This window comes from Streptomyces lunalinharesii, assembly GCF_039532155.1.
GTDB lineage: Bacteria > Actinomycetota > Actinomycetes > Streptomycetales > Streptomycetaceae > Streptomyces > Streptomyces lunalinharesii.
In genome coordinates this window covers 113,862-127,678 of sequence record NZ_BAAARK010000001.1, presented here as the reverse complement: position 1 = coordinate 127,678, position 13,817 = coordinate 113,862, and the positions used below count along the sequence as shown (strand labels likewise).

The following is a 13,817-nucleotide window of genomic DNA, read 5'->3' as shown; positions in this document are numbered from 1 at the left end:
GTCTTCGTGACGGCCGGGTGCCGCGCCTTCATAGCGGCCGGGGACGCCGCCGGGGACAACCAGTCACCTGGCCAGCGACCGGGCCGCTTCTTCGCTGTGGTCGCGCCGCCGCATGGTCGGGAGCCTCCGTGCCGCCCCGCTGCCTCCTTTCTTCTTTTCACGGCAACGATTACGGAGAGTGATTAATTCCTCTCGGTGTGTGGGGAGTGGGGCGGGCCTACTGCGTCGGAGTCCGAGCCCCAAGAGCCCGAGGCGCCAGAAGAATCCGAGGGGCCTGACCGGCCCGAGGGGCCCGAGAGGTGAGCGTCGTCGTGATGCCTCGCGAGGGAGCCCCCGGGGGGCCGCGAGGGGGACGCCGGCAGTGAAGTGCCGGGGGAGGGAGGAGCGGCCGGGGAGGGCGCGGGGGGAGATGGGGGTGTCGGGGGAGTGGGAGGTGCCGAGGAGGAGGGAGAGGAAGAGGGAGACGTAAGGGAGGCGGGAGGCATAGGGGAGCCGGGAGGCGTAGACGGAGATGTCGACGCCGTGTGGCGGTGGGTGAGGTGGCGGACGTCGGGGACGCAGAGGACGGCCGCCGTCAGGAGCACGATGAGGGTGGCGCAGGCCCACAGGGCGGCGGTGCGGCCGATGGCGTCCTGGGCGGGGCCGGCCAGTGCCGTGGCCACCGGGACCATCGCCAGTGAGCCGAGCCAGTCGTAGGAGGAGACCCGGGAGAACTTCTCCTCGGGGATCTCCTGGTGGAGCGCCACCATCCAGGTCACCGAGAAGACCTCGACCGAGACTCCGGTGCCGAACATGACGGCGGCGAGCCAACCGATCGGCACCGGTACGGCGAGTGCGGCGGCGGGGAGGGCCAGCGGGAAGACGCAGAGGCTGCCGGTGAACAGGAGCCGGCGCGGTCTGAGGCGCGTCATCAGCAGGGCGCCGCTCGCGGTGCCGGCGCCGAAGGCGGACAGGACCAGGCCCCACGGGCCGGCGCCGCCCAGGTGGTCCTCGGCGACCAGCGGCCCGTAGACCGACTGCACCGCGATGACCATCGCGTTGACGAGGGAGAACTGCGCCACGATCGCCCAGAGCCACGGTCGGGAGACCACCTCCCGCCAGCCTTCCCGCAGCGCCGTGCCCACCCCCTCGCCGGGGTCGCGCTTCGGCATGCCGTGCACGTCGAGGAAGGCGCGCAGCGCACCGGCGACGGCGAAGGCGGCGGAGTCGATCGCCAGCACCCAGCCCGGGCCGACGGCCGCCACCAGGGCGCCGCCGAGGGCCGCGCCGCCGATGCTGGCCCCGTTCACGCCGACGCGGAACAGCGCGAACGCGCGGCTGGACTGCTCGCCGGTCACGCTGGCGAGCACCATGCCCTCGGAGGCCGGCGCGAAGAACGCCTGCCCCGTTCCGCCGACCGCCGCCAGCAGCGCCATCTGCCACAGGTGCGCCGTACCGGACAGGACGAGCACGGCGAACAGTCCTTGGGAGACGCAGTTGACGCTGTTCGCCGCGACCATCACCCGGTGTCGGGGGTACCGGTCGGCGACCGCGCCCCCGATCAGCAGGAAGAGGACGAGCGGCACCATGCGGGCGGCGGAGACCAGGCCGACGTCGGTCGCCGAGCCCCCGGCGCCGAGCACGGCGAACGAGGTCGCGATCAGCGCTCCGCTGTTCCCGAGGCCCGCGATCACCGTCGCGGCGCTGAGCAGGACGAAGTTCCGCCCCGGGGGGATGGCGCGGGCCGTCATCGGAGGTGGTCCCGTCGGCCGGGACGGCTCGGGCGACGCCGGGGACCCGCGGCGTTCAGGTCCTTCGAGGGGCGCGGTGGCCGCCGGCGGGGGGACGGAACGGGGTGGGTTCGCGAGGGTGGGCGAGACAGCGGGCGTAACGGTGCGTGCTCGGTTCGCTGGGTGTGCCCCCGTGCGGTCATGGGCGTTCACGATATGGGGGGCCGGTCGGCGGGAACACCTAGTTTTCGGCGGGGGGTTGGGGTGCCGTGGTCCGGGTGGGGTGGAGGGATGCGGCCAGCACTTCACAGCTAAGCTACCGCTAGGTAACATGGTGCCATGTCCTCTGACTCCCTGCCGTCGATCGGCGACATGATGGCGGCATCCGTGCCGATGGTCCGCACCCTGAACCTCGAGTTCACCGAGACCACGGCCGAGCGCGCCGTGGTCCGCATGGCCGACCAGCCCGATTTCCACAACCACGTCGGCGGCCCGCACGCCGGCGCGATGTTCACGCTCGCGGAGTCGGCGAGCGGCGCGATCGTGATGACGGCCTTCGGCGACCAGTTGGGCCGCGCGGTGCCGCTGGCGGTGGGCGCCGAGATCGGTTACAAGAAGCTCGCCATGGGAGCGGTCACCGCCACCGCCGTGCTGGGCCGGCCGGTCTCCGAGGTGATCGCCGAGCTGGACGCCGGGGAGCGCCCGGAGTTCCCGGTGAAGGTCGAGATCACCCGCGACAAGGACGGCGCGGTCACCGGAGAGATGACGATCGTCTGGACGCTGCGCCCCAGCAACTGACCCCGGTGGGGAGCGGACGACTCCCTGGGGACGGGTGCCCGGTGGGCCCCGCGGGCGGGCGGGTGCGCGGATGCACCCGCCCGCGCTCGCATTCGTGGTCGGCGCCACCCGATCGAGTACGCTTCCCGGACGCGCTGATACGGCGCGTCAGGGGGATCGACTGATCGGTGTCGCGCGCACCGGGCACGGCCCACGGGGGCCTTACACCAGCGGAGGAAGCGGCCTTGCACATCCAGGAATGGCTGGCGACGGTACCCGCCTTGAGCGTCTACCTGCTCGTGGGGTTGGTCATCGGGGTGGAGAGCCTGGGCATCCCGTTGCCCGGCGAGATCGTCCTCGTCAGCGCGTCCATCCTGGCCGCGACCCAGGACCACATCGACCCCTTTGTGCTCGGTGCCTGCGCCTCCGCCGGCGCGATCATCGGTGACTCCATCGGCTACCTGATCGGTCGCAAGGGCGGCAAGCCGCTGCTGGTCTGGGCCGGCCGGAAGTTCCCCAAGCACTTCGGGCCGGACCACGTCGCCATGGCCGAGTCCAAGTTCGACAAGTGGGGCATGTGGGCGGTCTTCTTCGGCCGCTTCATCGCGCTGCTGCGGATCTTCGCCGGCCCGCTCGCGGGCGTGCTGAAGATGCCGTACTGGAAGTTCCTGATCGCCAACGTCCTCGGCGGCATCATCTGGGCCGGCGGTACGACCGCCCTGATCTACACCGTCGGCATCGTCGCCGAGCCCTGGCTGAAGCGCTTCTCGACGTGGGGCCTGGTCGCCGCGGTGCTGTTCGGCATCGGGTCGTTCTTCCTGATGAAGCACCGCGCGAAGAAGGCCGCGGCGGCGCGCGAGGCGGCGGAGGCCGCGGAGTCCCCGGTCGCCGCGACGGCCCGCGACTGAGCCGCCGCCCGCCGGACGAACGAACGCGCGACGCCCCGGAAACCCTCAGGGTCTCCGGGGCGTCGCGCGTTCCCTGCCGTCAGGGCATCTGCCAGATGTCCGGGCCGCCGTCGCGCCATTCGACGATGCCGGCGTCGTCCCAGGCGAAGCGTGCGGTGGAGAACCCGGCGCGGCGCAGGATCGCGGCCACGTCGCCGGGCCGCAGCGCCCGGCCCAGGTCCTGTCCGTGGAGCGTGACGCGACGACCGCCGGTGGACGGCGGATGCACGATCACGGGGGCACGTTTCATGCCTTCCAGCATGCGGCGGCCCCGGCCCTCCCGCACCCCGACCGCAGTCGGCGCGTCACGTACGGTGCCGGGGCCGGCGGGTCGGTGGCAGGTGGCGTCAGGACGTCGTGCGCAGGCGTGAGAAGAACGGTTGGCGGCGCGGGTCGGCGGGGTCGCGCCGCCACCAGCGGGTCGCGCCGGCGCCGGGGCCCCGAACGGGGAGGTCGCAGCGGACGCCGCGGCGCAGACCGGCCAGCATCGTGCGGGCGCCGGCGACGAAGAGCGGGTCGCCGATCAGCTTCTTCGCGACCAGGGCCCGGCGGCAGGCCCGGAGGGCGGCGGCCGGGTCGCCGTGGGCGCGTTCGATGACGGCGTGGGCGTAGAGGATCGTCGAGTGGAGCCAGAAGTCGCTGTCGGCGTGGCGGGTTTCCCAGGCGCGTCGGGCGGCGGTGCGGGCCCGGGCCGCGTCGAGCGGGGCGACGGCGATGGCGAGCAGCGCCCAACCGTGGGCGGGGCCGGGCCCGAACCACGGGTCGCGGGAGGTGTGCCCGGCGGCCTCTTCCAGGCAGGCGACGGCGGTCGTGGTGTCCTCGCGGTAGAGCGCCAGCACCGCGTGCGCATGGGCGATGCGGGCCAGGCCGTCAGCGTCGGCGTGCATCACGGCTGCCGTCCACGCCTGGGCGAGCAGGGGTTCCGCGGCGGTGGGGGCGTTCTCCTGGGCGGCGAGGTAGCCGGCCAGCCACAGGGCGCGGGCCCGTAGCGCGGTGTCCTCCTGGCAGTGCCGCAGCAGCCGGTCCAGATGGGCGCGCCCCTCGCCGCGGAAGCCGCAGGCCGCCCACTGGAACCACAGGGACACCGCGATCTCCAGGGCGCTGAGGGCGTCCTCGGCGTCCAGCGGGGGCCGGGTGAGCGCCGCGTCGAGATGGTGCTGCTCCTCCTCGACGAGGCGGACCGCGAGTTGTTGGCCGGTGCCCTGCCAGGTGATCTGGGCCTCCGCCGCGAGGGCCGCGCACGCCTGTCGGAACCGGCGCAGCGCCCCGTCCTCGTCGCCCGCCGCACGCAACCTGGCACGGCCGAACTGCCGTGCTCCGTAAGGGAGTCGGTAGCGGGGCGGCAGTGCGGTGGCGGAGCCGGGGGTGCCCTCGGCCTCCCGTACGCGTTCGAGGACGGAGGCGGTGCTGAGGCGTTCCAGTGCGCCGTCGACGGCGGCTGCAGGAACGTCACTGCTGCTACCGACGCACTCGGCCAGCCAGGGATCGAAATCCCCGGGGAGAATCGACAGGCGGGCCCAGACCTGACGGTCGACGGGTGAGCAGAGGGCGTAGCCGGCGGCGTGCGCGGCGTGCAACGACGTGTGGCGGGTGGTGGGGGAGGGACCGGAGTAGTGCAACGGGCCTTCGCCGTCGAGTCGGGCGGCCAACTGGACCAGCGTCATGCGGTCCAACTGCCGGGCGGCCAGGCCGATGGCGAGCGGGCAGCCCTCCAGCGCCCGGCACACCGCGACCAGGAGTTCCGGGGCGGCCGGGCCGCTTCGCGCGGCGAGGAGTTCGACGGCCGGGCCGGCGATGCCCTCGCCGAGGGTCACCGGCAGGGGGGCGAGGGCGAGGACGCGTTCGCCGGGCAGATGCAGGGGCCGGCGGGCCGTCGCGACGATCCGCAGCTCCGGTTCGGCCCGCAGCAGGCGCCGGACCAGGGCGGTGCAGGCGTCGAGCAACGGGTCGCAGTCGTCGAGCAGGATGGTCGCGCGGCGGGTCCGGCAGTGCGCGGCGAGGGCGTCGAGGGTGCCGTGCGGGGGGAGCCCGGCCGCGCGGAGCAGGGCGCCGGGCAGTTCGTCCGCGGTCAGCCCGTCCCAGCAGGCGATCCGGACGACAGTGTCCGGGCCGGTCGCGGCGTGCGCTTCGAGGACGGCGCGGGCCAGCAGGCTCTTGCCCACCCCGGCCGGTCCGGTGAGCGTGACCGGCGCGGCCCCGCGCAGTAGTACGGTCAGCTGCTCCTGCTCAACGGCCCGTCCCACTACGCCGGGCAGCGGCCCCTGATCGGCCCACGCGGTCATCGGTCATCCCCAACCACGGCACAGCGCCGCGCACTTTCCTAGGAGCGACCCACGATGCCAGAACCGGCGGTGGGGCAAACAGCGGAAGGGGTGCACCGTTAGGGGGAAACGCGTTCGGTGCGCTTGACGAGGGCGTTCGTCTTAGTGGTGAAACAGAACGGTAAACCCCAGGTCACGAAGGGCGGGGTCGGCGTTCGACGGCTGACGGGTCGCTCTTAGAGTGATGCCTTTCGACCGGTTTCGCGGTGGCACCGTGGTGCCCCGGCCGGCCCCAAGTGCCTGAGGAGATCGACCCGATGAAGCCCCTGCACGTCAGAGCTGCGGTGTGTGTGCTGGCCCTGGGGCTGCTGACCGCGTGCGGGGGGCCGGGTCAGGACGTCGTCGACTCGTCGAACGTCCCGCGGCTGCGGGCGCACGCCGCCGACGCCGTCAACGGTCGGCCGCGGACGGTGCTGCCGCAGGGCCCCCGGTCGATCTTCACCACCTACCGTACGACCGGGGACGACGGCACCAAGGTGCTGCACACCAGGTGGCACGGTCGGGCCTCCGGCTACACCGGGGACGTCTGGACCTGGGTCCCGCCGCAGTACGACCAGCCGCAGTACGCCCGGAGCGGCTTCCCGGTGCTGATCGCGCTGCCCGGTGCCTGGGGGTACCCGGCCAACTACTGGGCGGATGCGCCGTTCGCGCTGGAGGAGCGGCTCGCGGAGTGGTCGAAGCAGGGCAAGACGCTGCCGTTCATCCTGGTGATGCCGGTGCTCAACCCGCGCAAGACGTACTACGACGGCAGCGACATCCCGGGGCAGCCCAAGATGGGCAGCTGGCTCACCAAGGACGTGCCGGACTTCGCTCGCGCCAACTTCCGCACGTACGGGTCGCGCGACGGTTGGGCCTACATGGGGTCCTCGTCGGGCGGGTTCGCGGCGTTGAAGGCGGTGCTCAAGGAGCCGCAGCGGTTCAAGGCGGCGATCGTCAACGGTCCGGACACCGCGCCGGACTCGCCGTTGTGGAAGGGGCACCCGGCCGAAGAGCTGGCCAACGACCCCCGGCACCTGGCGCGGCAACTGGTGGCGCGCGGCGGGCCGCAGGTCTACCTGGCCTTCGAGCTCGGCAGCAAGGAGGACGCGGTGCCGGACGTGCAGCGCTTCATCAGCGGGTACACGAACGGGGTCCGCGGGCCGATCCACTCCACGCTCTTCGAAATACCGGACGGCGTGCACAGCGGCCACACCTACATCAAGCGAATGGCTGAATCGTTGCACTGGATCAGCGAACAGATGCAGGGACCGGTGGCGGCGCCGTCGGTCTGACGGCCCGTCGGCACGGCGCACGGGGCGCGCGGGACCACCGACCGCGGCCCGTGCGCCGACTGCTGTGTGCGCCACGACGCCGGCCCGTCCGCGCGGTCCGACGGCGGCCGGTCGCGGTCGCCGACTTCCCGCGCACCGCGGGTGGTTGACGGTGCCGTGTTGCGATCGCTGCGCGTGGCGACCCGCGGTGCCGCGGGATTGCGTTGCGTTCGCTACGCAGGGGTCAGCGGTGCTAGCGGACCGTCAGGAAGCGCGTCAACCGGTTGCGTCGGAGAGGTGCGTCGGGAGCCAATGGCCCCAAAGCGCACCTTTGTTGAATCTCCGTCAGGTGCCAGAACGTTACAGATCACTGTTGGACTTCAGCCGATGTCGTGATGCTAAGATCATCGCACTTGCCAACCGGGTAGTCACCTGCTATGGCAAAAGGAAATTCCGCGCATTGGCCTGAGAAAATTGCCACCCCGGGGAGAGCTATGCCATTAACCGGGCCTTCAGAGGCTTTCTGGCAAGCGACCGTGCGCGGCCGTTCGTCTATTGTCTGGGGCCGCGCGTGAACAGCTGCACGGCAGCCGGGCATACGGCACCTGGTGGCTTCGTCATCCGAAGAGAGACCTATGACGCAATATCTCCAGGATCCAGCACTGTGGGCATTGGTCGCTGGTACACCTGTCGCCGCTACCGCGATTGTTCGTGGCCGGAAGAAGATTTCGGAGCTGAGGAAGGAAAGGGTTGAGCTAAAGCAGCACTACACCCAACTTGAAGAGCACTACGCGGAGGCCGTCGAGGAGGCCAAGGACCGCGCCGAAGAGGCCACCAAGAACACCCTGAAGGCCGCCATGCGAACCCTCCAGGGATTGGCGAGCGAACAGCAGCTGACGATCTCCAAGATCCAGGAGACCTACGGCGAGCATAAGATCCTGCAAGACCTGCTGGATATCGACCACATGAACTCGCAGTTCGCGCGACGGGCCCAGTCCATCGCGGTGCTCTGTGACGGTTGGCTCGGTCGTCGCCGAAACGATGCTTCGCTCTACGACGTGGTCCGCAGCGCCAAGGGTCGCATTCGCCACTTCACGCGCGTCGAAATCCGGTCGCAGAGCAACTTCGCGATCGTGAGCCGCGCCGTCGAACCGGTGGCGCTGGTCCTCGCGGAATTGCTGGACAACGCCACCAGCTATTCGGCGCCGGAAACGGTGATCGAGATCAACATCCGCCCGGTACCCAGGGGCGTGTGCATCGTCGTGGACGACGCCGGCGTCGGCATGAACGAGGAGGAGAAGGCGCGGGCCGGCCAGTTGCTCGCCGGTGGCAATTCCGCCAGCGTTTCCAGCCTCGGCAACCCGCCCCAGTTCGGATTCACCGTCATCGGCGTGCTCGCCGCCCGCTACGGCTTCACGGTCTCGGTGGACTCCACCTCGCCGTACGGCGGTGTGCGCGCGGTCGTCCTGCTCCCCGACGAGCTGCTCACGTCCCTGCACGAGCCCGAGGAGGGTCCTGCCGTGGCCGCGTCCAATCCGTTGCCGCCTGAGATTCCTCCTGGTCAGCAGGGCTCCCCGGCCCCTGGACGGCACCGCGCGCCGGCAGCTGCCGCGTTCGGCGCCCCGGACGAGGGCGCCCCGGCCGTGAACGAGACGACCGCCGGCGGACTGCCGAAGCGGCGCCGGCGCGGGGCGATTTCGATCGTTCCGTCGGCGACCGAGGAAACCCCCACCCCGGCCCGCGACAGCGCCCGGACCGCCTCCGCGATGGGGGCCTTCCAACGCGGTACGCAATCCGGCCGTCGTTCCACTCAAGCAAGCAGTGAAGGGCATGAAGTTCCGTGAACTACGATCTGTCGTGGATGCTTGACAGTGCTCTGGAATTGCCTGAAGCGCAGCATGCCATTCTCGTCTCCGCCGACGGTCTCCTTATGGCTCGTTCCAAGGGTGTCGGCCGGGATCACGCCGACACCGTGGCCGCCGCTATGAGCGGCATGCAGTCGCTCAGCCGCACGGTCTCCGACTTCTGCAACAACGGTCCGGCCATGCGTCCGCAATGGCGGCAGACGTTGGTGGAGTTCGACCACGGCTGGGTCTTTCTCATATCGGCCGGTGAAGGCGCGTATCTCGCGGTGTCCGCGTCGCCCGACGTCGACATGGGAGAGATCTCGTTCCGGATGCAGCAACTGGTCGGTCAGCTCGGCAAGGCACTGACCAGTCCTCCGCGTGAGAGGGCCGATATCCAACCATGACGACCGATGACGAGCCGGAGCTGGTACAGGAAGCAGCGGAATTAGTACGGCCGTACGTCATCACCAACGGCCGGGACCTTGTCGAAGACAGCGCCTTCTCGCTGCTGACGCTGGTCACCGTCGCTCAGGAACCACCCCATCAAAAGCCGCTCGACCCGGAGAAGCAGCGTTTGCTGGAGCTGTGTGCCGGGGGTTTTCTGTCGATCGCCGAGATAGCCGGGCACACCGGGTTCCCGGTGGGCATCGTCAAAATTCTGGTGTTCGATCTCACGGAGGAGGGCCATCTCTATGCGCGCGCGCCCATCCCCAGCGCTCAGCTTGTCGAACGGCAAATCCTGGAGGAGGTGCTGAATGGGCTCCAGGCTCGCTTTGGATGACGGAGTGTACGTACGGGATACCGTGCAGACCGCGGCCAAGATTCTGGTCGTCGGACACTTCGCCGTGGGCAAGACCACGTTCATCGGAACGATGTCGGAGATTCCGCCGCTGCGCACCGAAGAGGTGATGACGCAGGCCAGTGCGGGAATTGACGACCTGCGGGCGGTCCCGGGCAAGACCACGACGACCGTGGCCATGGACTTCGGTCGGTTGACGCTGAGTGAACGACTGGTGCTCTACCTGTTCGGAACTCCCGGGCAGCAGCGCTTCGTTCAGGTGTGGGAAGACATGACGCGCGGGGCGCTCGGGGCGTTGATCCTGGTCGACCCGGAGCGCCTGGAGGAGTCCTTCGCTGTCATGGACCTGGTGGAGCACTACGGCATCCCGTACGCGATCGCCGTGAACCGCTTCGACGGGACGCCGGCGCATTCGCTCGACGAGATCCGGGAGGCGCTCGATCTCCTGCCCGAGACTCCGGTCATCAATTGTGACGCGCGGGACCAGAAGTCGTCGGCGGACTCCTTGATCACATTGGTTCGCTATCTGCAGTCCCGCTTCAACTAGGAGTGCATCCATGCAATCTCATCCGGAATTCCAGACTCCACCGCCGGGTTGTCCGGCACATGCCGAAGGCATGAAGACCTCCCTGCACGGTGCGGAATTCGCCGCCGCGCCGCACGCGGTGTACGAGCAGCTGCGGACGTACGGCCCGACCGCGCCGGTCGAACTCTCACCCGGCGTCGAAGCGGAACTCGTCACGGACTACGCGACGGCGCTCCAGATCCTGCAGAACCCGGATTCCTTCGCCCGCGACCCGCGTCGCTGGCGGGCGTTCAACGAGGGCCGGGTCCCCATGGACAGCCCCGTGCTGCCGATGATGATGTACCGGCCGAACAGCATGTTCTCCGACGGGCCGGCGCACCTGAGGCTGCGTCAGGCGGTGACCGACAGCCTCTCCCGTCTGGACATGCACCGCGTGGGGCGGCACGTGGACCGGGTGGCCAAGTACCTGATCGAGCAGTTCAGCGGGCACGGCAAGGCCGACCTGGTCGCCGACTACGCCCGCTGGCTGCCGCTGCTGGTCTTCAACGACCTCTTCGGGTGCCCGGCTGAAATCGGCGACCGGCTGGTGTTCGGGTTCTCCGGCATCTTCGACGGCGTCGATGCCGAGAAGGCCAACGAGACCCTGACCGAGTCGCTGCTGGAACTGGTCGCCCTCAAGCGCGCCAACCCGGCCGACGACGTCACGTCGTGGCTGATGCAGCACGCCTCCCAGCTCTCCGACGAGGAGATGATCCACCAGCTGGTGATGCTGATAGGCGCCGGCGCGGAGCCGATGCAGAACCTCATCTCCAGCGCGCTGCGGCTGATGCTGTGCGACGAGCGGTACGCGGGCGGCCAGCACACGGCCGGCCTGCCGGTCGACGACGCCATCCACGACGTGCTGTGGAACAGCCCGCCGATCGCCAACTACGCCACGCACTATCCCACCCAGGACGTCGAGGTGTCCGGGAGCAAGCTCGCCGCGGGGAGCCCGGTGCTGATCAGCTTCGCGTCGGCCAACACCGATCCGGGGCTCTCGGGCGGTCGGCAGACGCTGAGCAAGCGGGCGCACCTGGCCTGGGGCGCCGGCCCGCACGCCTGCCCGGCGAAGGACCCGGCGCTGCTGATCTCGGTGCTGGCCATCGAGAAGCTGCTGAACGCGCTGCCCGACATCGAACTCGGGGTGCCCGAGGAGAGCCTGACCTGGCGTCCGGGCCCGTTCCACCGGGCGCTGAACTCGCTGCCGGCACGTTTCACCCCGGTGCGCGTCGACCGCCGTTCGGCCGGGCCGATGCCGGCTCCGGTGGGCGCCGGCGCCATTGCCGCACAGGAGGCCGCTTCCGGCAAATCTCGGAAGAGTAGTTGGTGGAGCGGGTTTCTGTCGTGGTGGAAGATGTGACGTTCGCAACGAAGTCGATCATGAGTGCGTCGTATGAATGTTCAAGGGCAAGGGTAGGAAGGGGTGTCGCGTCCAACATGATCTTCTAAAGGGGAGTTGTTGTGGAGCCCGCCCTGGCCTCTCGGTCCGTTGACCGGCGTGCGGTGGTTTCGCTCTTCTCGCGTTTGCGGAAGGCGAGCGGACAAGCAAATCCGTTGCCTATCTACTCCGAACTCAGGGAGATGGGCGATGTCGTTCCAGCCCCCTGGGGCGGGTACCTGATCAACTCTTTTGTCTGGTGTGACCGCATTCTTCGCGATCGTGCGTGGCGGGTCCCCGACAGTGCCTGGCGGGCACGTCAGGGGGGTGGCACCCGCTGGGGCGCACGTTCTTCGACGGAAATGGGGCGGACCCTGCCCGCGCTCAATGCACCCAATCACACCCGGGTACGACGGTCGTTGGGCAACATGTTCGACCGGAAATGCCTCGGTGGTATCACGCAGACCATCGAGGTCCACGCCGAGCGCCTACTCGACCGCTTTGCCGATGAACTCCGCAACGGTGAGGCGGATTTCAGTACGTTGGTGAGCGAGCAACTCCCCATGTGCTCCATAGGGGAGTGGCTCCAATTGCCGCAGAGTGATTATGAGTTGCTCCGCTCGCTCGCTCATGACCAGGTATTCACGCAGGAATTGTTGCCCTCCGCGAGCCAACTCGCGCTCTCCGACGCCGCCACCGTGGAGCTGGAGTCGTATTTCCGTGAGCTGGTGCAGGAGCGTCGGAGGGCACCGGGTGACGACCCGGTGTCGCGGTGGTTGCACACCTGGGACGCGCTCGAACCCGACCGGGAGGCCGCCGACGAGGCCGTGTACCTGCTGGCGCTCCTGGTGTTCCTGGCCGCGCCGGAGACCACCGCGACCCTGCTTTCGAGCATGGTGTGGCTGCTCCTGGAGCACCCGCGCCAGTTCGGGTGGCTGCGCGCCCATGAGGATCACGTACCGGACGCCATCGAGGAAGTCCTGCGCTACGACTCCCCGAACCACATCATCAGCCGGGTCGCCCCCGAGGACACCACGATCGGCGGCGTGCGCATCGAGAAGGACCGCATGGTGCACCTGATGGTGGGCGTGGCCAATCACGACCCCGCGCACTTCGCGGACCCGGAGGTCTTCGACATCCGCCGCAAGGCCAACCACCTCAGCTTCAGTGGCGGCGTCCACTACTGCCTCGGCGCGCCCCTGGCCCGCCTGGAGGCGAGCACGCTGCTGACCGCGCTGCTGCGCCGGATGCCCCGCCTGCGGGTCAGTGCCCCGCCGGTCTATGCGCCGCGGGTGGGCTTCCGGCGGATCGTGGAGCTGCGGGTCGTCGGGGCGTGACGGGATTTCGGACGCTCTCTGGTCAGTGACAAGCGAGGAAGACAGCACACCGTGATGGAAGACTTCAAGGCCCTGCGCGCGAGACTCGACGGGCCCGTGGCAAGAGTGGAACTGAACAGCCCGGAGACGGGGAACGCGGTGTCCGGACTGCTCCTGGACGAGCTGCTGGCCGTCCTGGGCGCCGTGCACGACGACCCCCGCATACGCGTGATGGTGCTGTCCGGCAGGGGAGACGACTTCTGCCTGGGCGGCGACCGCCGGGAGTTCGGCGAACTCCTCGCGGCCGATCCCGGCGGCGCGGACGTGCGCGCCCTGGCGGGCAAGGCGCGCCGGGTCTGCGACGCCCTCGCCACCGCCCCGGCGGTCACCGTCGCCCGGCTGCACGGCGGGGTCATCGGAGCGGGGCTGGCGCTCGCGCTCTTCTGCGACCTACGGGCCGGCGCGGACAGCTGCCGATTCCGGATGCCGGAGCTCGCGCTCGGCATGCCACCTGCCTGGGGCGGTTCCCTGCCGCGCCTGTTGCAGGAGGCGGGCGCCGCCAAGGTGCGCGAGCTGATGCTCACCGGCGCCAACTTCGGTGCGGAGAAGGCCGCCGAACTCTCGATCCTGCACACCGTCGTCCCCGAGGACGAACTGGACGCCGCCGTCACCCGCTGGACCAAGCCGCTGGTCCGCCGGTCGCCCACGGCGCTGCGCACCGCCAAGCTCATGATGAACGCCTACGGGAACGCCAACCGCCTAGCGGACGCCACGCTCTTCGACGCGGAGCTGTTCTCCTCCGCGCTCGGCGTCGCCCACCAGGCACGACGGGACTGAACCCGTCCACCACGGGGAATCTCGACCCGTCGGTGCGGCCCTGACCAGGCCGCACCGCGCATCCGCGGGCG

The 13,817-nt window shown here is 69.9% G+C and carries 13 protein-coding genes; 10 read left to right on the top strand and 3 right to left on the bottom strand.

Features of this window, described 5'->3' with window-relative positions; translation table 11 throughout:
- Positions 1 to 182: 182 nt before the first annotated feature.
- On the bottom strand, positions 183 to 1,730 hold the full coding sequence (locus tag ABD385_RS00610; protein ID WP_344572823.1) for an MFS transporter: 1,548 nt from the start codon (positions 1,728 to 1,730) through the stop codon (positions 183 to 185).
- 318 nt (positions 1,731 to 2,048) lie between these two features.
- On the opposite strand from ABD385_RS00610, the gene ABD385_RS00605 reads away from it, so the two are divergent.
- A complete protein-coding gene (locus tag ABD385_RS00605; RefSeq protein ID WP_344572822.1) occupies positions 2,049 to 2,507 on the top strand; it encodes a DUF4442 domain-containing protein in 459 nt (152 codons plus the stop codon).
- A 224-nt stretch (positions 2,508 to 2,731) separates the two neighbouring features.
- Complete coding sequence (locus tag ABD385_RS00600; RefSeq protein WP_344572821.1) at positions 2,732 to 3,394, top strand: DedA family protein; 663 nt, start codon at positions 2,732 to 2,734, stop codon at positions 3,392 to 3,394.
- A gap of 79 nt (positions 3,395 to 3,473) precedes the next feature.
- On the opposite strand, the gene ABD385_RS00595 is transcribed toward ABD385_RS00600, so the two are convergent.
- Positions 3,474 to 3,683 (bottom strand): hypothetical protein, encoded by a 210-nt coding sequence (locus ABD385_RS00595; protein WP_344572820.1) that lies wholly within the window; start codon positions 3,681 to 3,683, stop codon positions 3,474 to 3,476.
- Positions 3,684 to 3,780: 97 nt separating this feature from the next.
- Positions 3,781 to 5,715, bottom strand: a complete 1,935-nt coding sequence (locus ABD385_RS00590) for an ATP-binding protein (RefSeq protein ID WP_344572819.1) — start codon at positions 5,713 to 5,715, stop codon at positions 3,781 to 3,783.
- A gap of 296 nt (positions 5,716 to 6,011) precedes the next feature.
- On the opposite strand from ABD385_RS00590, the gene ABD385_RS00585 reads away from it, so the two are divergent.
- From ABD385_RS00585 to ABD385_RS00550, 8 genes are all read left to right on the top strand, one after another.
- Entirely contained in the window at positions 6,012 to 7,025 is a 1,014-nt protein-coding gene (locus ABD385_RS00585; protein WP_344572818.1) for an alpha/beta hydrolase, read from the top strand.
- A gap of 614 nt (positions 7,026 to 7,639) precedes the next feature.
- Positions 7,640 to 8,848, top strand: a complete 1,209-nt coding sequence (locus tag ABD385_RS00580; protein WP_344572817.1) for an ATP-binding protein — start codon at positions 7,640 to 7,642, stop codon at positions 8,846 to 8,848.
- A complete protein-coding gene (locus tag ABD385_RS00575; RefSeq protein ID WP_344572816.1) occupies positions 8,845 to 9,255 on the top strand; it encodes a roadblock/LC7 domain-containing protein in 411 nt (136 codons plus the stop codon). The genes ABD385_RS00580 and ABD385_RS00575 overlap by 4 nt, the downstream gene beginning before the upstream one ends.
- Positions 9,252 to 9,632: a DUF742 domain-containing protein gene (locus tag ABD385_RS00570; RefSeq protein ID WP_038523811.1), complete on the top strand. Its 381-nt coding sequence runs from the start codon at positions 9,252 to 9,254 to the stop codon at positions 9,630 to 9,632. The genes ABD385_RS00575 and ABD385_RS00570 overlap by 4 nt, the downstream gene beginning before the upstream one ends.
- The gene (locus tag ABD385_RS00565) at positions 9,607 to 10,197 is read left to right on the top strand and encodes a GTP-binding protein (protein WP_344572815.1); all 591 of its coding nucleotides are present in this window, start codon (positions 9,607 to 9,609) and stop codon (positions 10,195 to 10,197) included. The genes ABD385_RS00570 and ABD385_RS00565 overlap by 26 nt, the downstream gene beginning before the upstream one ends.
- Before the next feature lie 70 nt (positions 10,198 to 10,267).
- Positions 10,268 to 11,575: a cytochrome P450 gene (locus ABD385_RS00560; protein ID WP_344572814.1), complete on the top strand. Its 1,308-nt coding sequence runs from the start codon at positions 10,268 to 10,270 to the stop codon at positions 11,573 to 11,575.
- 446 nt (positions 11,576 to 12,021) lie between these two features.
- On the top strand, positions 12,022 to 12,930 hold the full coding sequence (locus tag ABD385_RS00555; protein ID WP_344572813.1) for a cytochrome P450: 909 nt from the start codon (positions 12,022 to 12,024) through the stop codon (positions 12,928 to 12,930).
- A 51-nt stretch (positions 12,931 to 12,981) separates the two neighbouring features.
- Positions 12,982 to 13,746 carry an enoyl-CoA hydratase/isomerase family protein gene (locus ABD385_RS00550; RefSeq protein WP_344572812.1) on the top strand — a complete coding sequence of 255 codons (765 nt, stop codon included), beginning with the start codon at positions 12,982 to 12,984 and terminating at the stop codon, positions 13,744 to 13,746.
- Positions 13,747 to 13,817 lie beyond the last annotated feature (71 nt).